General features: G+C 65.3%; 18 protein-coding genes. 10 read left to right on the forward strand and 8 right to left on the reverse strand.

Annotated elements, in window-relative coordinates; genetic code table 11:
• Positions 1 to 13: 13 nt before the first annotated feature.
• Both ACUY1T_RS11200 and ACUY1T_RS11205 read right to left on the reverse strand, forming a co-directional pair.
• A complete protein-coding gene (locus ACUY1T_RS11200; protein WP_446022774.1) occupies positions 14 to 664 on the reverse strand; it encodes a CDP-alcohol phosphatidyltransferase family protein in 651 nt (216 codons plus the stop codon).
• Complete coding sequence (locus ACUY1T_RS11205; protein ID WP_446022776.1) at positions 657 to 2,894, reverse strand: FAD-dependent oxidoreductase; 2,238 nt, start codon at positions 2,892 to 2,894, stop codon at positions 657 to 659. Before ACUY1T_RS11205 ends, ACUY1T_RS11200 begins: the two co-directional genes overlap by 8 nt.
• 108 nt (positions 2,895 to 3,002) lie before the next feature.
• Here ACUY1T_RS11205 and msrA point away from each other — a divergent pair, with 108 nt between their 5' ends.
• Positions 3,003 to 3,617 carry a peptide-methionine (S)-S-oxide reductase MsrA gene (gene msrA / locus ACUY1T_RS11210; protein ID WP_446022778.1) on the forward strand — a complete coding sequence of 205 codons (615 nt, stop codon included), beginning with the start codon at positions 3,003 to 3,005 and terminating at the stop codon, positions 3,615 to 3,617.
• Here the strand turns inward: msrA and ACUY1T_RS11215 are convergent.
• Complete coding sequence (locus tag ACUY1T_RS11215) at positions 3,606 to 4,808, reverse strand: MFS transporter (protein ID WP_446022780.1); 1,203 nt, start codon at positions 4,806 to 4,808, stop codon at positions 3,606 to 3,608. The two genes, msrA and ACUY1T_RS11215, sit on opposite strands and share 12 nt — an antisense overlap.
• A gap of 107 nt (positions 4,809 to 4,915) precedes the next feature.
• Here ACUY1T_RS11215 and ACUY1T_RS11220 point away from each other — a divergent pair, with 107 nt between their 5' ends.
• On the forward strand, positions 4,916 to 5,803 hold the full coding sequence (locus ACUY1T_RS11220) for a LysR family transcriptional regulator (RefSeq protein WP_446022782.1): 888 nt from the start codon (positions 4,916 to 4,918) through the stop codon (positions 5,801 to 5,803).
• A gap of 59 nt (positions 5,804 to 5,862) precedes the next feature.
• Here ACUY1T_RS11220 and ACUY1T_RS11225 read toward each other — a convergent pair whose 3' ends face one another.
• On the reverse strand, positions 5,863 to 6,399 hold the full coding sequence (locus ACUY1T_RS11225; RefSeq protein ID WP_446022992.1) for a C40 family peptidase: 537 nt from the start codon (positions 6,397 to 6,399) through the stop codon (positions 5,863 to 5,865).
• Between the two features lie 317 nt (positions 6,400 to 6,716).
• On the reverse strand, positions 6,717 to 9,182 hold the full coding sequence (locus tag ACUY1T_RS11230) for a DUF1266 domain-containing protein (RefSeq protein ID WP_446022784.1): 2,466 nt from the start codon (positions 9,180 to 9,182) through the stop codon (positions 6,717 to 6,719).
• Positions 9,183 to 9,387: 205 nt separating this feature from the next.
• On the opposite strand from ACUY1T_RS11230, the gene ACUY1T_RS11235 reads away from it, so the two are divergent.
• Positions 9,388 to 10,833, forward strand: coding sequence for an NAD-dependent succinate-semialdehyde dehydrogenase (locus ACUY1T_RS11235; protein WP_446022785.1), 1,446 nt, complete (start codon positions 9,388 to 9,390; stop codon positions 10,831 to 10,833).
• 31 nt (positions 10,834 to 10,864) lie between these two features.
• Positions 10,865 to 12,157, forward strand: a complete 1,293-nt coding sequence (gabT, locus tag ACUY1T_RS11240; protein ID WP_446022786.1) for a 4-aminobutyrate--2-oxoglutarate transaminase — start codon at positions 10,865 to 10,867, stop codon at positions 12,155 to 12,157.
• 79 nt (positions 12,158 to 12,236) lie between these two features.
• Here the strand turns inward: gabT and katE are convergent, their stop codons facing one another.
• Complete coding sequence (katE, locus tag ACUY1T_RS11245) at positions 12,237 to 14,543, reverse strand: catalase HPII (RefSeq protein WP_446022789.1); 2,307 nt, start codon at positions 14,541 to 14,543, stop codon at positions 12,237 to 12,239.
• A 96-nt stretch (positions 14,544 to 14,639) separates the two neighbouring features.
• On the opposite strand from katE, the gene ACUY1T_RS11250 reads away from it, so the two are divergent.
• Positions 14,640 to 15,323, forward strand: a complete 684-nt coding sequence (locus ACUY1T_RS11250; protein WP_446022790.1) for a hypothetical protein — start codon at positions 14,640 to 14,642, stop codon at positions 15,321 to 15,323.
• Between the two features lie 73 nt (positions 15,324 to 15,396).
• On the opposite strand, the gene ACUY1T_RS11255 is transcribed toward ACUY1T_RS11250, so the two are convergent.
• Both ACUY1T_RS11255 and ACUY1T_RS11260 read right to left on the reverse strand, forming a co-directional pair.
• Positions 15,397 to 15,633 (reverse strand): GlsB/YeaQ/YmgE family stress response membrane protein, encoded by a 237-nt coding sequence (locus ACUY1T_RS11255; protein WP_446022792.1) that lies wholly within the window; start codon positions 15,631 to 15,633, stop codon positions 15,397 to 15,399.
• Between the two features lie 85 nt (positions 15,634 to 15,718).
• On the reverse strand, positions 15,719 to 16,273 hold the full coding sequence (locus ACUY1T_RS11260) for a DUF924 family protein (RefSeq protein WP_446022794.1): 555 nt from the start codon (positions 16,271 to 16,273) through the stop codon (positions 15,719 to 15,721).
• 81 nt (positions 16,274 to 16,354) lie between these two features.
• On the opposite strand from ACUY1T_RS11260, the gene ACUY1T_RS11265 reads away from it, so the two are divergent.
• From ACUY1T_RS11265 to ACUY1T_RS11285, 5 genes are all read left to right on the forward strand, one after another.
• Positions 16,355 to 16,546, forward strand: coding sequence for a hypothetical protein (locus tag ACUY1T_RS11265; protein ID WP_446022796.1), 192 nt, complete (start codon positions 16,355 to 16,357; stop codon positions 16,544 to 16,546).
• 98 nt (positions 16,547 to 16,644) lie between these two features.
• Entirely contained in the window at positions 16,645 to 17,652 is a 1,008-nt protein-coding gene (locus ACUY1T_RS11270; protein WP_446022798.1) for a GlxA family transcriptional regulator, read from the forward strand.
• Positions 17,653 to 17,671: 19 nt separating this feature from the next.
• The gene (locus tag ACUY1T_RS11275) at positions 17,672 to 18,850 is read left to right on the forward strand and encodes an MFS transporter (RefSeq protein ID WP_446022800.1); all 1,179 of its coding nucleotides are present in this window, start codon (positions 17,672 to 17,674) and stop codon (positions 18,848 to 18,850) included.
• Between the two features lie 26 nt (positions 18,851 to 18,876).
• On the forward strand, positions 18,877 to 20,268 hold the full coding sequence (locus ACUY1T_RS11280; protein WP_446022801.1) for a YcjX family protein: 1,392 nt from the start codon (positions 18,877 to 18,879) through the stop codon (positions 20,266 to 20,268).
• Positions 20,265 to 21,338 carry a YcjF family protein gene (locus ACUY1T_RS11285; protein WP_446022803.1) on the forward strand — a complete coding sequence of 358 codons (1,074 nt, stop codon included), beginning with the start codon at positions 20,265 to 20,267 and terminating at the stop codon, positions 21,336 to 21,338. Before ACUY1T_RS11280 ends, ACUY1T_RS11285 begins: the two co-directional genes overlap by 4 nt.
• Positions 21,339 to 21,355: the final 17 nt, after the last annotated feature.

Genomic DNA, 21,355 nt, shown 5'->3' on the forward strand with positions numbered 1-21,355 from the left:
TCTTTCGCTCTCTTCAACGCGATCCAGTGCGCCGTTCGCCCCGCGCGTCTTCCAGCTCCCGAAGCGTACGATAGCCTCCCCATAACCGCGTGGTGGTGGTAATCAGGCACGCCATGGCAAAGAGCGTGGCCAGCAGGGCAAAGTGATTCGGCAGCAGGCAGAACAGTACGAAGGCCAGAATGGTCTCCGTGCCCTCGGTCAGGCCATGCAGGTAATAGAATGCCTTCTGCTGGAACCGTGGCCGTTCGAGCCCATGGCGTGTCGCCATGATGGCAAAGGCCAAAAACGAGGTTCCGGTGCCGATGAAGGCGAACAGCAGGAAAGCCGCCGCCAGCGCGTTGCTCGCCGGGTCAGCCAGGGCGAAACCCAGCACCACGGCAGCGTAGAACACGAAGTCGAGGCCGATATCGAGAAAGCCGCCCGCATCGCTCGCCCTGCCCGTGAGCCGGGCCAAGGCACCATCCACGCCATCGCCCAGACGATTGAGAAGGATCGCCACCAGGGCTGCGGCATACCACTCCATGGCCAGCAGCGGCAGGCTGAGCATGCCAATGACGAAGGCCGCCAGGGTGACCCGATCGGGCCGGACTTCCCAGGCCATGAGCCACTTCGCAATGAGCGACAGCGGTGCCTGTGTCAGGGGCATGGTCCAGCGATCAAGCATCCTTCCTCCTCGTCTCTCTCATCATCTTCCTTTGCGTCTCGGTCGTCGCTTCCCCGGATGCACCTCGGCGCCAGGCAAAATAGCGGGCCAGCCAGCCGAGCAGGCGCTCGGGCTTGTGGGCATTCTTCCATACGCCTGCGGTGGCCTTGGCCGCCTCCGACCAGGTGGGATAGGGATGCACCGTGCCCAGCAGCTTGTTGAGACCGATGCCATGGGTCATCGCCAGGGTGAACTCGGCCAGCAGCTCGCCGGCGCCCTGCCCCACCACGCTCGCCCCGAGAATCCGATCCTTGCCCGGCACCGTCAGCACCTTGACGAAGCCTTCGGTCTGGCCCTCGGTAATGGCCCGGTCCAGCTCGGCAAGCTCGTAGCGGGTCACCTCGAAGACGATGCCGCGGGCACGCGCTTCGCGCTCGCTGAGTCCTACCCTTGCCACCTCCGGCTCGGTGTAGGTCACGGCGGGCAGCGCCCGGTAGCTGACCCGGAAGCGCTTGAACTCGCCGAACAGTGCGTTGACCGTGGCATGCCACGCCTGATGGGCACTGGCATGGGTCAGTTGAAAGGGGCCGGCCACGTCGCCACAGGCCCAGACGTTGGGCAGTACGCTCTGCAGGCTCTCGTCCACCGCCAGGGTACCGTCCGGGCGCGTCTCAACGCCCAGCGCCTCGAGCCCCATGCCAGCCACGTTGGCCTGGCGCCCCACCGCTACCAGCAGGCGGTCGAAAGGCAGCCGGTGCGTCTCGACCTTGCCCGATGCCAGGCGACGCTCCACCTCCAGCACATGGCCTGCGTCGGGCACCTCGCCCGGCACGATCCGCACGGCACGGGTGTCAAGCCATAGCAACACGCCTTCCCTCTCGAGGCGCCGGCGCAGCGCGTCGGCAGCGTCGACGTCCTCACGGGGCAATAGCTGCGGACCCATCTCGACCAGGCTGACACGGCTGCCCAGGCGAGCGAAGCTCTGGCCCAGTTCGCAGCCGATGGGACCACCGCCCAACACCACCAGCCGCTCGGGCAGGGCCTCGAGCTGCCACAGGTTGTCCGAGGTCAGCGGCTCGATGGCCTCGAGCCCGGGCAGGGCCGGAACCTTCGGCCTTGCCCCACTGGCGATGACCACATGCCGGGTAGTAAGTACGCGCTCACTACCGTCGCCCGACACGCGCACCCGCCACGGATCCTGGAGGCAGGCCTCGCCGGCGAGCACCTCGACGCCGAGTCCCTCGTAGCGTTCGCGACTGTCGTGAGGCTCCACTTGATGAATGGCGCGCTGCACATGCGCCATCACCGCGGCAAAATCGACGCGCGGCTCGCCAGCATGGATGCCATAGCGGCCGGCGCCACGAACCTCCTCCGCCAACCGTGCCGCTCGAATCAGCGCCTTCGACGGTACGCAGCCGGTATTGAGACAGTCGCCACCCAGCTTGTCACGCTCGACAAGCGCCACTTTGGCCTTTACCGCCGCGGCGATATAGCTTGCCACCAGGCCCGCCGAACCGGCCCCGATCACCACAATGTCGTAATCGAAGCGTGTCGGACGGTGGAAGCGCTGCGCCAGACGCCGACGTTTGGCGATGCCCACCAAGCCGCGAGCCAGCCAGGGAAACAGGCCGATCAGCACGAACGAGCCGATCAGCCCCGGCGAAAGGATACCGGAGAGCGACTGCAGGTTGCCGAGTTCGCGCCCGGCATTCACGTACACCGCCGTGCCCGGCAGCATGCCGATCTGGCTGACCCAGTAGAAGGTCCATAGGCGCATGCGGGTCAGCCCCATCACCAGGTTGATGACGAAGAAGGGAAACAGCGGAATCAGTCGCAGGGTGAAGAGATAGAAGGCGCCCTCTCGCCGGATCCCGGCATTGATGCGCTCGAGTTGCGTGGCAAAGCGCCTCTCCAGCGGTGCCCGAGCCAGGGTACGAGCGATCAGCGCGGCCAGGGTGGCCCCCAGGGTGCTGGCGAAGGAAATGATCAAAAGTCCCCAGCCGAGCCCGAACAGGGCGCCGCCGAGCACCGTCAGCAACGTGGCGCCGGGCAGCGACAACGCCGCCATGAGCACGTAGATGGCGAAGAAGCCGCCCACGACCGTGACGGGATCATCGGCCAGCCAGGCCTGGAAGCGCGCCTGCTCGGCCTGGAGGTTGGCCAATGTCAAAATCTCATCGGCGCCGCTGACGAAGTAAGCTGCCACGACGAGGGCAAGGATCAGGGCAAGAATCAGACGACGACGCGTCACGGGCGTCTCCTGGATTGATCTACTGTTAACAGAGCCTATACGGAACCTGTGTCGCCTGACAGCTTCCAACCTTACAGTCTGCAACGAAATGAAACGAGGTAATCCGTCATGATCAGGATACGAAGCGTCTTGCTGGGTGGGCTGGTGCTCTTGACGTTGCCCTTTGGCAAGGCCATTGCCAGCGAGGAAACCGCCAGCGCCGTCTTCGGTGGCGGCTGCTTCTGGTGCGTGGAGGAGGCCTTCGACAAGGTCGATGGCGTCGTTTCGACCACCTCCGGTTTCAGTGGCGGTCACGTCGAGAACCCCAGCTATCAGCAGGTGGTAGACGGCAATACCGGCCACGCCGAAGTGGTCAGGGTGGAATACGATCCCGCTGCTGTCGATTACGCTACGCTGCTGCACGTGTTCTGGCGCAATATCGATCCCTTCGCCGTCGACCGCCAGTTCTGCGACGCGGGGGAGGCCTACCGCAGCGTGATCTACTACGGCAGCGACGAGGAGCAGGCTCTGGCCGAGGCCAGCCGAGACGAACTCGCCGAGCGCTTCGACCGTGAGATCGCCACCGAGATCACCCCCTTCGAGGCCTTCTATCCGGCTGAGGAGTATCATCAGGACTACTATCGCAAGAACCCGGTGCGCTACAACTATTACAAGTCGGCCTGCGGCCGCGAGCGTCGTCTCGAGGCGGTGTGGGGCGACGAGGCAGGCGGCCTAGGGGGCTAACGACATCCGCTCGTGGATTCGCTCGCCGCGCCATAGCCATAGTGCGATGCCGAGCGTGACGCCGAGCAACAGCCAGGAACCGATGGCGACGCCGAACCAGCCGCCCCGCTGCCAGAACGGCTCCAGCCAGAGGCTGCCGAGGCTAGCGCCCAGGTAGTAGAAGACCAGATAGAGCGCCGAGGCGCTGCCTCTCGCCCGCTGCGCCTGGCGACTGACCCAGCTCGAGGCCATCGAGTGGGCCAGGAAGAACCCTACCGCATTGACGGTCAGCCCAGCGACGATCCAGACCAGGGAGTCGACCAGGGTAATGAAGGTACCGGCCATCAGGATGAGTATGCCCAGCATCATGCTGGCCGGTTGGCTGAGGTGACGTGCCAGCCGGCCGGAAAGCGCCGAACTCAGGGTGCCGCCCAGGTAGGTAAGAAAGATCATGCCCAGCCAGCGGGCGCTCAAGCTGAATGGCTCCTCGGCCAGGCGGAAGGTGATGTAGCTGTACTGGTTGATGAAGATCAGGAAGTTGATGCCACCCAGCAGGTAGGCGGCCAACAGCAGCGGATGGCGCAAGTGACCGCCCAGGTCTGCCAGGGCCCCGCGCAGCTCGAAGCGCCGCGGCCTGAACTGGCGGGGCGGCGGCAGCAGCTTCCAGAACAGCGCCACGCCGGCCAGGGTCACCAGGCCAACCGTCAGGAAGCCGACGCTGGCCCCGCCGATCTCGCCGATGCCCCCACCGATCAGCCGCCCACCGATACCACCCAAGGTATTGGCACCGATATAGAGCCCGACGGCAGCCATCAGCGCCGGGCGCTCGAACTCGTCACCCATCCAGGCGATGGCTACCGCCGGCAAACCACCCAGCACAAAGCCCTGGACCAGGCGTAGTACCAGCAAGGCCTCGAAATTGGGCGCAAACGCCAGCCCGAGTGAACACAGCCCGGCCAGCAGCAACGTCACGCGCATGATGCCACCACGGCCAATGGCGTCGGACAGCGGGCCGAACACCAGCAGCGCCCCGGCCAGGGCAAGTGTGGCCACCGACATGACCAGGCTGACGCCCAGGGTCGAGACGCCAAATGCCTGACGCAGTTCCGGCAGCAGCGGCTGCGGTGCATAGAGATTGACGAACACCAGGATGGAACCGAGGCACAGCGCCAGGGTGGCGCGCCACCAGGCGCGGGAACGAGCGGCGATCATATAGGAACCTGAACTAAATCTTGCCTCACATGATCGGGCAGGCAGAATGATAAGCCAAACAGAATAAAAAGATTGACTCCATCTACTTATCTTATCGAGGAGCCTCCATGTCCCTTCCTTTCGACCTACGGGCCCTGCGCGTCTTCGTTACGGTGGCCGATCGAGCGGGCTTCAGTGCCGCCGCCCGCGAGCTGCATGTCGCTCAATCCGCCGTCAGCCAGACCATCGCCAACCTCGAGCGCCAGTTGGAACTGACCCTGTTCCACCGCCATGAGCGGCGTATCGCCCTGACACCGGAGGGCGAAACCCTCTACTCTCACGCCAGCGAACTCCTGGAACGCGCCGAGGCCACCCACCTGGCCATGCAAGAGCTTCACGGGCTGGTCAAGGGAGAGGTGCGTATCGGAATCCCGTCGATGCTCGGCTCGTATTACTTTCCGCCGCTGCTGATGGGTTTCAAGGCGCGACACCCCGGCATTCGCCTGACCGTGGTGGAGGCCGGCGCACGCCGTTTGCAGAGCATGATCGCGGCTGGCGAATTGGATCTCGGCGTGGTAATCGATGACGAACAGAGTCGTCACATGGAGCGGCGCCACTTGACCCGGGAAGAGATGGTGATCTGCGTGCCGCGCTCACACCCTTTTGCGCAGCGCAGCTGTGTCAGCGCCGCGGAGTTCTTCGATGAGCCGCTGGTACTGTTCCAGGACGGCTACTTCCATCGCGAATTCATCGAGGCCTTGTCGCGACAGACCGGGCTAGTGGCCAATATTGCCTTCCAGTCGAACCTGATCCCGCTGACCAAGGCCATCGTACGCCAGGGCTTCGGTATCACCACCTTCCTGCGCCGGGTGGTGGATGAACCCGGCCTCACCGCGGTTTCCTTCGAGAGCCCGGCCTGGCTGGACCTGTCGCTGGCCTGGGCCCGGGACGCCTACCTGTCGCGGGCCGAGAGTGCTTTCGTTGAATACGTCATCGGCCACCGTGAAGTTCTATAAGACTGAAGCAATGCTTCTCGAGCGATAGGAGTTGGAAAACCGCCGGGCGCAGGCGCTTCTCAGCCTTCTCCCGGCTCGGTGACGCGCTGCGCCAGGGTGGTCGGTTCCAGGGTGCGGCGCGCCTGCCAGTAGTAGCGCTGCCAGTAATTGCTGTCGAGTTCGGACAGCATGACGCCCTGGGAGGTGGAGGCGTGCAGGAAGTAGCCGTCGCCGACATAGATGCCGACGTGGTCATAACGCCCCGGCGGGCGGAAGAAGACCAGGTCGCCGACCTGAAGCTCGGCGCGGGAAATCTGCGTACCCTCCCGCACCTGCTCGCCGGTTGAGCGAGGAAGCTGCAAGCGGAAGGTTTCACTGAAAATGGCCTGCACCAGAGCCGAACAGTCAATACCGTTGCGGCCGGTGCCACCAATCCGATAGGGCGTCCCGGCCCAACGTTCATGCTGCGCCAGCAGGGCTGCGCGGACCAGTTCGGGGGGCGGGTTGTGCAGGCTATCCACCCGCAGGATGGGATTGTCCACCGGGGACATCATCGGGTTGAACGAAGACGACATGCCAGGCAGCTGTCGCGCAAAGTAGTCGTCCGGGGCTTCCAACGACGATTTCGACGGTCCGGCACACCCGGACAGCAACGCCAGCGACACACCGAGCACAGCGATACGACTCGATCCCGTGGCCAACATCTTGCGAGGTCCTCATTCCTTGGGCCGCGCGCTAACCCGGGTCGGGCGATAAGCCCTACCTGACAGACCCGAGAGGATCGCTGTGGTAGTGGTGCCTGGCATCGATTGCCCGTACCACTGCCAGAGCGGCCTTGCGCCGGCTCGCGACTATTTTGCATGAAGGCTCCCGTCAGGGAGCCGTTTCATTAAACCAGCTGACTATAAACCACACTTCGACACCAGAGCGAGCCCTAATGTAGCGTCTTGATATCGCCCGGTAACGTGTCGATATGCATGGGAGCCCAATGACGCGGCCTGGCCCCGGGGAAATCCAGGCTGGCCCAGGAACCGGCCAGCGGCGGCGCCCCCGACAGCCAAGCGACCAGGGCCTGGCGGAAACCGCCGAGGAAGCCCTCGCGCTCGGGCGTTTCGCCCATGAAGAAGGAAAAACCTGCGTAGAGACCGCGTGCGTAGGCCTCCCAGCTGCCGTAGTGCGCCGCCGCCAGCGCATGGGCTCGTTCCAGCACATCGCTGAAGGCGGCGCCGTCCAACCAGCCGAGCTGACGTCCGGCAATGGCCAGATCCACGGCCTGGGCCAGATCCCAGGCGGTCATGTCCAGCTCATTGCAGCCATCGGTATTGTCGCGCACCCGCTGCAAGCGCAGCAGGTGGGTGCGATCCTCCTCGCTGCACTCGCCGGTTTCCAGCATGGCGATTTCCGAAGCCAACCGCTGGGTATTGAGCGTATAGGGCGCATAGTTGATCTGGTACTCCTGACGGTCGCCCGCCTCGAGCAGGAAATCGAGAAACTCCTTGAGCTCGGCTTGGCCATGCAGGCCATAGTGCCCATCGATCCATTCCCTGATCGAGACCGCTTCCCTCTCACTCTCCACCGGAGGCTCGCTCCAGGAGGCATTGTTGAGTGGCCCCACCAGGGCCATGGCGGTGAAGCGGGACAGCGAGGGACGCGGCCCGGGTTCCTGCCATTGGCTCGAATGCCAGTCGAGCCAATGGAACGGGCTGCCCGGATCGTCCAGGTGCCAGCGGATCTCATTGATCAGCGGCGGATACTCCCCTTCAGGCAACAGCTGCTCCCACTGGACCCAGGCTTCGAGCAGACGACGGGCATCGGGGTAGAAGCGACACAGTGTGCCACGCAATGCCTCGGCCAGGGATTCCAGCGCCGAGGACTCGAACGCCTCGCTGTCCATCGCCATCTGCAGATAGAAGGCATACTTCTCGGCCATATGGATGGTCGCCGCATGGCGGCTGCCCTGCTTCAACGCTACGAGGCTTCTCAGGTCATCGGCCTTGGGCCGCCCGAACGGAGTATCGGCTGCGGGCAAGGCACCATGGGCAGCGTCGGCCGCCAGCTGATTGAGATGGTGTGCCTGGGCCGGCAGCCAGTAGCGGGACAGCACTTCCACACCCTCTTCGGGGTGTAACCCCAAGGTTTCGTCGAGGTAGCGCAAGGCATCGGCACGCCGCTCGACGGCGACCGACACGGCAGGCCCCTGGCGCATACCGAATTCGGGCTCGCGTACCGAGGCCAGTGCCAGAACCCAATGGCGTGGCGAACGCCGCCAGGCCGTGATCGAACGCCGCGATGCCTCCTTCTCTTCCTCGCTCAGCAACTGCTGCAGCGGTGCCCGCCACGGGCTGACGGGGGAGTTGAGCAACAGGCCCCAGTCACGCTGCATGTCAGCCAGCCGATCATGTCCCTCGAACAGGCTGCAGCCCCGCTGATAGGCACGTGCCAGCGCCGACCAGTCACTGTAGCGACGCAATACCAGGTCGGCGCCGTGGGTGGCAAAATCCTGGGCTTCTGCCACATCGAGCCAGCCCACACAGGCGCCGGCCCAGGCAAGGTCGACCAGCCGCAGCCAATCCCAGGCGGCCCACTCCAGTGGTTCACCGCGCTCGATGAAGGCAAGCAGTACGCGGCCGTAGTCACGTTCACCGCTGGCCAGCCCCCCGAGCCACGCCTGCCGCTCGTCGCCCGGCGCCGCCAGCAGGCGGGTGGCATCGAGATCCCAACCCTGCCGATGGCCATAGCCCGCCAGCCAGAGCAGGCTCTGGACCAGACTCGTGCGGTCATCGACCTGCCAGTAGCGCCACAGCCACTCTTTTACATCGGGCCAATCCGCCTCACCAGGCGGCACTTCCACCACCGGCGCGAAGGCTGCCCGCAGGCGCCAGGCATGGGCTTGAGGAACATCGGGCCAGAGCGCAAGGGACTTGTCCTTGCGCTGCAGGGCAACCCACTCGGTCAGGGTGTCCCAGGTAACGCCCTCACCGTCACGCTCGAGGGCCGCCAATGCCTCGCAGGCCTCCCAGAAACCATCGTCACCGCGCACCCAGCCTTCGGAACTCTTGGCATGTCGCAGCGCCTCGAGCCAGCTCTCCAGATTGGGATAATGACGGGTGATCTCGTCGGTCAAGCGCACCAGCCAGCTGTGCAAGCGCGACTCGCTGAGCCAACTGGCCGAACCGGCCAGGGCGAGCAGCTCGAGTGTCGCCAACAGGCGCGCCGGATCGGCAGTGCCGGTACCCAGGGCCTCGACTAGACGCCAGCCCAATTCACCGCGATCGGCGACGCCCAGCGCCTGCAATCTGGCGCCGGCCTCCTTGGCCTCGATCGTGTTGGGTTCGGGCTCGAAGGCCCAGTCGCACAGGACCAGCTGCTGAGCCCACCAGGCGTAAAGGGGGTCGACCAAGTCTCACCTCGACGTTCAACCAGCAGAGTAAAGGTGCAGCACTATCACACCAGGGAAATCGGCGCCTAGTGTAGCGGAAAGCGCAGCGCTCGCCGATGGCTACTGGCTGCAAAAAAAAGCATGGAGACCGATCGAGTGTAGTCTTGGCGAGACGTTTTAAATAATGCACACTCGACAAACAAGATAATCAACACGCGGAGCCCGTATGACACTCCCTGCCGACATCTTCATCGACAAGGCCTACATCGCCGGCCAGTGGCGCGACGCCGAGCGCCGCTTCGAGGTGACCGATCCCGCCACCGGCGAAACGCTGGCCAGCGTGCCGGACCTTACCGCAGACGACGCCCGCGACGCCGTGGCGGCGGCGGAGGCGGCCTGGCCGGCATGGCGCCGTCAGCCCGCCAAGCAGCGCGCCGCCCTGCTGCGCGCCTGGTTCGACGCCATCATGACCCACCAGGAGTCGCTGGCTCGCCTGATGACTCTGGAGCAAGGCAAGCCGTTGGCCGAATCCCGCGGCGAAGTGGCCTACGGAGCGTCGTTCGTGGAGTTCTATGCCGAGCAGGCCAAGCGCATGGCCGGTGAGACCCTGCCCAGCCATGGCGCCGACAAGCGCATCCTGGTCTTTCGCGAACCGATCGGCGTGGTGGCGGCCATCACCCCATGGAATTTCCCGCTGGCGATGATCACGCGTAAGTGCGCTCCGGCACTGGCCGCCGGTTGCCCGGTGGTGATCAAGCCCGCCGAGGCCACGCCGCTGACCGCCCTGGCCCTGGCCAAGCTGGCCGAAGAGGTGGGCTTCCCCGCCGGCGTGCTCAACGTGATCACGGCGAGCCGCCCCGCCGAGATCGGCGAGGTGCTGACCACCGACCCGCGAATACTCAAAGTCTCCTTCACCGGCTCCACGCCGGTGGGCAAGCGTCTGCTCGCGCAGTGCGCGGGCACGGTCAAGAAAGCCTCCCTGGAACTCGGCGGCAACGCACCATTCATCGTCTTCGACGATGCCGACCTGGACGCCGCAGTGGAAGGCGCGGTGGCCTCGAAGTTCCGTAATTCGGGCCAGACCTGTGTATGTACCAACCGCCTGCTGGTGCAATCCGGTGTCTATGATGTTTTCGTCGAGAAGCTAGCCGCCCGAGTCGGCGGGCTGCAGGTAGGCAGCGGTCTCGAGGAGGGAGTGGTGCAAGGGCCACTGATCAACCAGGCCGCGGTGGACAAGGTGCAGTCTCACATTGCCGACGCCCTGGCCAAGGGTGGCCGGCTGGTGTGCGGCGGCGAAGCGCATGCCTTGGGCGGCACCTTCTTCCAGCCCACGGTGATCGCCGACGTTACCGACCAGATGCGTGTCGCTCGCGAGGAAACCTTCGGCCCGCTGGCGCCGGTTTTCCGCTTCGATACCGACGAGCAGGCCATTGCCATGGCCAACGCCACCGAATTCGGCCTGGCGGCCTACTTCTATGCCCGCGACTATCGCCGCATCTGGCATGTGATGGAGGGTCTTGAGTATGGCATGGTGGCCGTCAACGAGGGGATTCTCTCCACCGAGCTTGCGCCTTTCGGCGGCGTCAAGGAGTCGGGACTGGGCCGTGAAGGTTCACATCACGGCCTGGATGAATTCACTGAACTAAAATACGTCTGTGTCGGCGGCCTGTGATCGCCAGCAGCGACTTTCCATGGAGGTCTAGATGAACAACGCACAGCTCAACGAACTCAAGCAGCGCTACGTCGCCAACGGCGCCGCCAGCCCCGCCACCCAGTTCGCCGATCGCGCCGAGAACGCGCTGATCTGGGACGCCGACGGCAATCGTATCATCGACTTCGCCGGCGGCATCGGCGTGCTCAACGTCGGCCATCGCCACCCCAAGGTGGTCGAAGCGGTGAAGGCACAGCTCGACAAGGTGATGCATACCTGCCAGACCGTGATGCCCTACGAGGGCTACGTCAAGGTGGCCGAAAAGCTCAGCCAGGTCACCCCGGTGCGCGGACACGCCAAGGTGATGCTGGCCAACTCCGGCGCCGAGGCGCTCGAAAACGCGGTGAAGATCGCCCGCGCCGCTACCGGCAAGAACAACGTGATCTGCTTCGACGGCGGCTACCATGGCCGTACCTTCATGACCATGGCCATGAACGGCAAGGTCGCGCCCTACGCCAGCGACTTCGGCACCATGCCGGGTAACGTCTTCCGCGCCCCCTACCCCGTGCCTTACCACGGCGTCAGTGAGGACGAGGCGCTGCGCGGCCTGAAGATGACACTCAAGACCGACGCTAACCCCCGCGATACCGCAGCGATCGTGCTCGAACCGGTACTCGGCGAGGGCGGCTTCTATCCGGCGCCGACCAGCTTCCTCAAGGCGATCCGAGAAATCTGCGACGAACACGGCATGCTGATGATCGTCGACGAAGTGCAGTCGGGCTTCGGCCGCACCGGTAAGCTGTTCGCCATCGAGCACAGCGGCATCGAGCCGGATATCATCACCATGGCCAAGAGCATGGCCGACGGCATGCCGATCTCCGCCGTGGTGGGCACTGACAAGGTCATGGACGCCTCCGGCCCCAACTCGCTGGGCGGCACCTATACCGGCAACCCGCTCTCCTGCGCCGCTACCCTTGCCGTGCTCGAGGTCTTCGAGGAAGAGAACATCCTCGCCAAGAGTCAGGCCCTGGGCGACAAGCTGGCCAAGCGCTTCAGCCAGTGGCAGAGCGATTTCGACTGTGTCGACAATGCCCGCAACATGGGCGCCATGGCCGCCATCGACCTGGTATCCGACAAGAGCAAGCACACGCCTGACGCCGACCTGGCCGGCGCGCTGTGCAAGAAAGCCCGCGAGAAAGGCCTGATCCTGCTCTCCTGCGGCCTCTACGGCAACACCATCCGCTTCCTGATGCCGGTCACCATCGAGGACGAGATTCTCGAGGAAGGGCTGGATATCGTCGAAGCCGCGCTCAAGGAGCTGGTCGGCAGCAAGGCCACCGCCTGATCTCGGCCACGTAGCGAAACGCCCGCCGGCACATGCCGGCGGGCGTTTTTGTTGGCACCGTATCGTCGAGCGCAGGCAATCAGGCCGGGATGTCGTTGGCCTTGGGATCGCGAGCCCACACCCGATGCTGCCCCATGGCCTCGCACAGCGGCGTGAAGACGTCATCCACCGTGGCGCCGGTCAACACGCCCTCCTCGCCGGTGGGCACGTCCGCCGCGTCCAGCAGCAGCTTGCCCTCGCCCACGGCGGCGATCGCCTTGAGGTGCTTGTAGGCCTCCTGCACGTAGTAGCGGCCGAGCCCCGACTGGGCCAGAGCATCCACGCTGTCGCTGCCGCCAGGCACCACCACTGCGTCCACCGCCACCGAGGGCATGCCGTTGAGCATGGCGTCAGGCGTTATGCTCTTGCCGTTCGCCGCCTTCACCGGCGCCATGCTGGGCGCAATCACCTTGCCCTCGGCACCTTCGGCCGCGAGTTTCTTCCTGATCGCCTCGACCTGATCGGCATCGACGCCGTCGGCCGCCAGGATCGCCACCTTGCGGAACTGAATATTGCCCGGCAGGCGCGCCATCAGGCTCAGGGCCGGGGATTCCAGTTGGGAACTCCTGCCCAGCTCCTCGGCGGGCGCAGGCTTCTCGGTGGGCGCCTCGATGCCGTGGTTCTCGCCGACACGGCGGGCTAGCTCCAGATCGATGTTGGGCAGGATCTCCTTGATCACCCGCTCGCGGATCCAGGGTCGCTGCACCTTGGAGAGCTCGAAAGTGTAGGCGGCAATGATGTGCTCCTTCTCCACCTCGGTCTGGCTGTTCCAGAACAGCGTGGCCTGGGAATAATGATCCCCGAATGAGGGGCTGCGGGCACGGACCTTGTGCGCGTCGATGCGCTCGTAATGGGACTCGAAGCCACCGTTCTCCGCCGCCGCCGGGGTTTCGCTGGGCCAGCCGCCGTCGATGGAGTTGGGCTCGTAGGAGGCCTGCCCCTTGTCGATGGTCTGGCGGTGCATGGAATCGCGCTGGTTGTTGTGGAACGGGCACACCGGCTGGTTGATGGGAAGCTCGTTGAAGTTGGGACCGCCGAGCCGCAGCATCTGGGTGTCGAGGTAGGAGAATAGCCGACCCTGCAACAAAGGGTCGTTGCTGAAGTCGATGCCCGGCACGATGTGGGCGGGGTTGAAGGCGACCTGTTCGGTCTCGGCGAAGTAATTGTCCGGGTTGCGGTTGAGCACCATCTTGCCGATGGGCGTGACCGGCACCAGCTCTTCGGGAATCAGCTTGGTGGGGTCGAGCAGGTCGAAGTCGAACCTGTGCTCGTCCTCCTCTTCCACGACCTGAATGCCGAACTCGTACTCGAGAAAATCGCCGTTCTCGATGTCCTCCCACATCATGCGGCGGTTGAAATCGGGATCGCGCCCCCACAGCTTCTGTGCCTCGTCCCAGATCAGCGAGCAGGTACCCGCCAGCGGCTTCCAGTGAAACTTCACGAAGCGCGCCTTGCCCTGCCTGTCGATCAGGCGAAAGGTATGCACGCCGAAGCCTTCCATGTTGCGGTAGTGCCGTGGGAAGGCACGGTCGGACATGGTCCACAGCACCATATGGGTCGATTCCGGCATCAGCGAGACGAAATCCCAAAAGGTGTCATGGGCGGACTGGCCCTGGGGAATCTCATTGTGCGGCTCGGGCTTCACCGCATGCACGAAGTCGGGAAACTTGATCGCATCCTGGATGAAGAACACCGGCATGTCGTTGCCGACCAGGTCCCAGTTGCCCTCGTCGGTATAGAACTTGGTGGCGAAACCGCGCACGTCGCGCACGGTGTCGTTGGAGCCGCGCGCGCCCTGTACGGTGGAGAAGCGCACGAAGACCGGCGTCTTCTTGCCGGGGTCCTGGAACAGTCCGGCCTTGGAGTACTGGGCGGCGTTGTCGTAGGGCTGGAAGTAGCCGTGCGCCGCCGCGCCGCGGGCGTGCACGATACGCTCGGGAATGCGCTCGTTGTCGAAGTGGTTGAGCTTCTCGCGGAAGATGAAGTCCTCGAGCAGCGTGGGCCCCCGCTCGGCCGCCTTCAATGAGTTATGGTTGTCGGCGATGCGCGCGCCGTGGTTGGTACGTAGATCGTGCCCGGTGGCATCCCTGCGGTACTTCTCCAGATTCTCGGACTTGCTGTGTTCGGTGGTCTTGAAATCGGTATCGTTGGGCGCGCCACTATTGGGCGTGGTGTGGGGGTTGTTCGCCATGCTCGAGCTCCTGTAGCCAGTGTGGTTCCATCCTTCCTTGCGTACGTGGCGCTCCGCCTTGGCCCGGCGGTTATGGTTCTTGTGCTTCGATTGACAAGGTAGTCCCGCCCCCAACGGCCGCCAATTACTCCGGCCTATGGCAACAAAAGAAAACATTAATCGGGTTAAGCTGCCGGCGACCAGGGCCGATACTGGCTAACTGAACGAGGGGGGCGCACCACCGCAAACGATGGCAAACCGAGGAGTGAGTCGATGAAAAGGATGACGGCCACCGGCGTGATCGCCACGCTGTGCCTACTGGGCACGACTCAGGCGTATGCACAAGACAATCGAATGACGCTGGGTGCCGTTGCCGGCACCACCGGCGTAGGTGCCGACATGGCGTGGCGCTTCAGCGAGCGCCTGGGCGTTTCCGCGCGCTACACCGGCGGTGTGGACTGGAACACCGACTACAGCACCGATGACGTTCACTACGATGGCGACGTCAGTCTGGCGGCAAGCAAGCTGACGTTGGACTACTACCCTTTCTCTGGTGGCTTCTTTCTCAGCGCCGGCCTCATGCTACCCGATATCGAAGCCGACGTGGTGGGCCGGCCGCGCAATTCGACCTATCAGTTCAATGGCCAAGAGTATCCAGCCGATGCGCTCGGCACCCTCAACGGCACGGTGACCCTCGCCGACGGTATCCAGCCCTACGCCGGGGTGGGCTGGCGCCAGTCGCATCGCAGCGGCTTCGGCGTCTTCGCCGAGGTCGGCGTGATTCCCACCGATCCGGACGTTTCGCTGAGGACATCGAGGGGCTTCGAGGACATGGACAATCCATTGTCAGCCCAACTGCGTCAGGATATCCGCCAGGAAGAACAACGGCTCGAGGACGAGGCCGAGAAGTGGCCCGTCTACCCGATAGCGGTAGTGGGCGTCAGCTATACCTTCTGATGCCACTTGGACAATAAAAGAGTCGGCCCGGGCATTGCCCGGGCCGACTCGTGTCACCTTCACCAAGCCAAGTCTATCGAACCTTGGAGATGATCCACAGCAGTAGTACCGCCCCCACCGTGGCCGTGACCAGCGAGCCGACGAAGCCACCGGCCTGCAGCCCCAGCAGGCGAAACAGGAAGCCGCCGATCACGGCCCCCACGATACCCACGCCGATGTTGGGCAGGATGCCGAAGCCGCCGCCACGCATGATGTTCCCGGCGATCCAGCCTGCCAGCCCACCGATGATCAGCCAGGCGATAAGTCCCATGTCGTCTCTCCTCTCCCTTTGATCGATTCGGTCCTGATTAGGCACCTTGATAGTGCCTGAGCGCAACTTGCCTGCAAAGGGTAGCTCAGAACGACGAGCCGGGATGTTTCAGGAACGCCAGCTCCTCTTCACTCGACTCCCGGTTCAGGATGGCATTGCGGTGCGGGTAGCGACCAAAGCGCAGCAGGATGTCGCGATGCAGGTGCTCGTAGCGCAGGTTGTCCTCGAGCCCGGGCTGGTCGAACAGGCGCAGCGCCTCGTCGTGGATCACGAGCGATTCGCTGTGCATATAGGGCATGTAGAAAAAGCGACGCCAGTCGATCTCCAATTCGCGGTCGCAGCCCTGCGCTACGGCCTCTTGTGCCAGAGCCAGCCCCATGGCGTCTTGAGCGAAGGCGCGTGGATCGTCGCGGTAGAGGTTGCGCGAGAACTGATCGAGTACCAGGATTTCGGCCAGCCGTCCCCGTGGCGAATCGCGCCACTGCCACAGCTCGCCGGCCGCCGCCGCGGCATGCAGCGAACCGAAGCGTTCACGGATCATGCCGTCCAGCTCGGTATCCTTGCGAAACCACTGGGCAGGCTCGAGCTCGTCGAACCAGAAGGCAATCACCGCATCGCTGCCGGGCAACTTTTCGTTCATGTCGTGTCCTCGTCGTTTACGCTCCTGATATCATGGACTTGGGTTGCAAATTTTTCACCCTCGGTTGCCACGGGAGACGCCATGACGCCCATGCTCGGCATGTTCACCTTCGTCTTCAACCTCGTCGGCCTGGTCATCTGCCTTGCCGGCCTGACGTTGGCCCAGCGCCGGGGGAAACGTCAGCAAAAGCGCTGGCCGGGTTACGCCTTGGCCGGGTTCGGTTTCCTCACCGCTACCACGCCGATATGGGCACAGTGGCTGCTAGGCCAATGAAGCAGCAGTTCGGATGTCCCTATCGGTGGGATATTGGTCATTGCAGACATCCCCCACCCGGAGGAGACTGGCATGACATCTCGTCGTGAGAGATCGCCATGTCGCGCACCATCGTCCTCCTCGCCTACCCCGATTGCCAGTTACTCGACGTCAGCGGCCCATGGCAGGTCTTCGCCTCGGCCAATGACCTGAGCGGCCGTGAACTCTATCGCCTGCATTTGGCCGCCGAAGTGCCAGGCAGCGTGGCAACCAATAGTGGCCTGCCGCTGCAGGCCGACACGGCCTGGAGCAAACTCTCCGCGCTCGGCCCCGTAGATACGCTGCTCGTTGCCGGTGGGCGCGGTGTCGCCGCCCAGCGTCAGCGCCCGGAGCTGCTCGATGTCTTGCGCGGCCAGGCTCGGCAGGTTCAGCGGCTGGGCTCGATCTGCACCGGCGCCTTCCTGCTCGCCGACGCCGGCCTGCTGGACGGACACCAGGCTACCACCCACTGGCGGCACTGCGCCCAGTTGGCCAACGACTTTCCCAAGGTTCGCGTGGTGCCCGATGCCCTCTACGTCGAGTCGGCCGGGCGCTTGACCAGTGCCGGCGTCACCGCCGGCATCGACCTGGCCTTGTCATTGATCGAGGCCGACCACGGCAGCGCCCTGGCCGGCCAGGTCGCCCGCGAGTTGGTACTGTTCCTGCGCCGCCCCGGCGGGCAGTCGCAGTTCAGTGAAGTGCTGGCCAACCAGCACCGCGCCAGCGGTGCACTGCGGCAACTGCTCGATCACCTCCACGCCGACCCCAGCGCCCCCCACCACTTGGAAGCGCTGGCCGACTCGATCGGGGTCACGCCGCGCCACCTCTCGCGTCTGTTCCGCCAGCAACTGGCCACCACGCCCGGCGCCTACCTCACCCGGCTACGCCTGGAGCAGGCCCGCCTGGCACTGGTGGCCAGCGAGCGACCACCGCCGCTGGACCGTCTGGCCCGACAGTGGCGGCTAGGCGGCGCAGAGCAGCTGCGCCGGCTGTTCCAGCGCCATTATGGCGTTTCCCCCACACTGTATTACCAGCGCTTCGGCCCAAGCGCCCAAGCCACCACGTCCACTACCCTGAACAATGGATGAACGCGCCCAGGAGGCCGCCATGCCCTTCAATGTGATGCTGCTGTCGCTGTGCCAGGCCCTGCTGGTCAGCGGCAATATTCTGCTGATCGCAGTCTCGCCGTTGATCGGCGCTCGCCTCGCCCCCGACCCGGCCTGGTCCACCGCGCCGGTTGCCACCCAGTGGCTGGGGCTGATGTGCGCCACCATCCCCGCCTCGCTGATCATGGCGCGGCTGGGGCGCAAGCGCGGCTTCCTGTTGGGTAACCTGCTGGGGCTCGCCGGGGTGGCCGTCGCCGCCCAAGCCTTGGTGGCCGAGGCCTTCTTCCTCTTCATGTTGGGCACCTGGCTGATCGGCATCGGTATCGGTTTCGGCCAACTCTATCGATTCGCCGCGGTGGAAGCCGCCCCCTTGGCGCTGCGCGACCGAGCCATCGGCCTGGTGATGGGCGGCGGCGTGCTGGCCGCCTTCTTCGGCCCGTGGCTGGCCCGTATCAGCCGCGAAGCCGCCGTCACGCCCTTCCTCGGCAGCTTCCTCGGCCTGGGCGCGCTCTACCTTGTGGCCCTGCTCGTACTGCTGGCGACCCGGCTGCCGCCCCCCGAGAAAACTCATGGCGACGGCCAGCCACGGCCGCTCGGCGAGATCGTGTGCCAGCCGGTGTTCCTCGTGGCGGTGCTCTCGGCGCTGATCGGCTACGGCGTGATGAACCTGGCGATGACCGCCACTCCACTGGCCATGGCCGGCGCCGGCCATCACTTCGATCATGTCGCCACGACGATCCAGTGGCACGTGCTGGCGATGTTCCTGCCCTCGTTCGCCACCGGGCACCTGACGGCACGCTTCGGCGCGCCACGCATGATCGCCACGGGCTGCGTGCTGCTGGCGGCGAGCGGCCTGGCTGCCCAGGTCGAGGCGGGAGTGGCGGGCTTTCATTTCGCGCTGATCCTGCTCGGGCTGGGCTGGAACTTCACCTTCCTGCCGGCCACCGGCCTGCTCACCGAGGCGTATCGGCCGGTGGAGAAGGCCCGTACCCAGGCTGCCAACGAGTTCCTGGTCTTCTCCACCGTGGCGGTCACCGCACTGCTGGCGGGCCCGCTGGTCAACCTGCTCGGCTGGACGCTGCTCAACGCTTTGTTGGTGCCGCTGTCGCTGGTGCCGATCGCGCTATTGGCCTGGCAGCGCCTTGCCAGACGCCGCCAAGACCCTCACATTAGCGGCTGACACTGCTGTGAAGGGATTCCTCGCCAATGCGCCAGTCGCTCACCCGGGAGCTGACCGACCTGATCGAACGCGGCCGTGACCGCCAGCTACGCCTGGCGGTCACCGGGCTTTCGCGCTCGGGCAAGACCGCCTTTCTCACTTCGCTGGTCAACCAGCTGCGCCATGCCGGACTCGAGGCACGCCTCGACCTGATGCCGGCGGCCCGTGACGGGCGCCTGCTGGGCGCCCGTCGGGTCAGCCAGCCCGACCTCGGCGTGCCGCGTTTCCCCTATGACCAGGCCATGGCGGCACTCGACGGCGAGCCGCCGCGCTGGCCCGAGCCCACCCGCGGCATCAGCGAGCTGCGCCTGTCGATCCGCTATCGCCCGGCGCGGCGCGGGATACTGCGCAGCGAAACCGCCGAACTCAGCCTCGACCTGTTCGACTACCCCGGCGAGTGGCTGCTCGACCTGCCGCTGCTGGATCATGACTACCCAGGCTGGAGCCGAGCCATGCTCGCAGGTGCCGGCGAGCATCGGCGCGCCCTGCTGGCGGAATGGGAGCGCGTAGCGGCCAGGCTCGACCCCACCGCCGAGGCCAACGAGGCCGAGCTCGCCGACATTGCCGCGCTCTATGCCAGGAGCCTGCAAGCCGCTCGCGAGGCAGGCTTCGCCAACCTGCAGCCGGGCCGCTTCCTGCTGCCGGGTGATCTGGAGGGCGCCCCGGTGCTGCAGTTCTTTCCGCTGCCGGCGTTGGCGGATGCCGACGAAGCGGCGCTGGCCAAGCTGCCGCCGGAGAGCGTCTATGCCACTCTCACCACGCGTTTTCGCCATTATCAGCAGCATATCGTGCGGCCTTTCTATCGCGACCATTTCCGCCGCTTCGATCGCCAGATCGTGCTGGTCGACGTGCTTGGCGCCCTCAATGCCGGCCCGGAGCGCTTCGAGGACCTTTCCCAAGCGCTGGCCACGCTGATGCAGAGCTTCGATTACGGCAAGCGCAGCCTGCTCTCGCGGCTGTTTACACCGCGCATCGACAAGCTGGCGATCGCCGCGACCAAGGCCGACCACGTCACCCCGGAGCAGCACGTCAACCTGACTGCCCTGCTCGAGGCGCTGCTGGCCGAGCCGCTGCAGGACCTGCGCTACGCCAACGTGCCGGTGAAGGCGCTGTCGCTGGCCGCGATACGCGCTACCGAAGCGCACGAGGTGAGCCACAAGGGCGAGCGAACCCCGGCACTGCGCGGCACTACCCTGGAGGGCGAGGAGGTACTGGTGTTTCCCGGCGAGGTCCCGGCCAGGCTGCCCGAGGCCGAGTTCTGGGCCCGTCAAGGGTTTGACTTTCGCGCCTTTCGCCCCGCTCCGCGGGAAGGCGGCGCCCTGCCCCACATCCGGCTCGATGCCGCTCTCGACTGGCTGATAGGAGACAAGCTGCAATGAGCGACCGCCGTGACGAGCCGCGGGGCGACGACCCACGGCCGGCTCGCCGTTTCACCCTCGATGAACCAGCCGCACCAGACCTGGAATCGCCGCGGCCACGCCTGGAGTTCGACAGCCAGCTACCCACACGCCCAGTGGAGGAGACCCCGGTCAGTCGCGCCGAGCGCGACCTGGCGGCAAGCCTCGGCCGCCCGCGCAAGCGGCGCTGGGGGCTGCTGGCCCTGCTGGGTGGCGGCATCGCGCTGGGCACCGCCGAAATGGTCCTGCGCCTTCCCGATGCCCTCCTCGGTGGAGATTGGCTCAGCGGCGGCTGGCACCTGCTGGGGCTGGGTGCCATCGCCTTGGGTGCCGGGGCACTGCTGCGCGAGGCCTGGCGCCTGCGCCGGCTTAAGCGCCACGATGCCCTGCGTAGCCGACTAGCCGAGCTGCCCCAGGCCGATGCCAAGCAGGCGCTTGACCTTGCCCAGGTTCTCAAGCATCAGCTCGGCCTCGACGACGACCACCCCCACTGGCAGGCCTTTCTCGCTGCCCGTGAGCCGCACCACGGCGGTGCGGAAGTGCAACAACTGCTGGCCCACCACCTGCTGGCTCCGCGCGACCGCCAGGCCCGGCGCATGATCTCGCGCATGGCCGGGGAAACGGCAGTGATGGTGGCAATCAGCCCGCTGACGCTGGTCGACATGTTCCTGGTGGCGTGGCGCAACCTGGCGATGATCGATCGTATCTGCCGTTTGTATGGGCTGGAACTGGGCTATGCCAGTCGCCTGCGCCTGCTGCGCAACGTGCTCTACAACATGGCCTTCGCCGGCGCCACCGAGATGGCCAGCGATGCCGGTGTGGATCTGCTCTCACTGAATCTGGCCGGGCGACTCTCGGCACGCGCCGGCCAGGGCATGGGGGTAGGCCTGCTGAGTGCCCGCCTCGGGCTACGCACCCAACGCCTGACCCGCCCGCTGGTGTTCGGTGAAGGCGAGGCACCGCGCATGGCTGACCTGCGCAGCGAACTCTGGCAGCAGCTACGGCGGCTGGAGGAAACCCAGCGACCGGGCGACGACCCGCCGAGACCTTGATCCGGGTCATGACGTCT

It is taken from the genome of Billgrantia sp. Q4P2, from assembly GCF_052806135.1.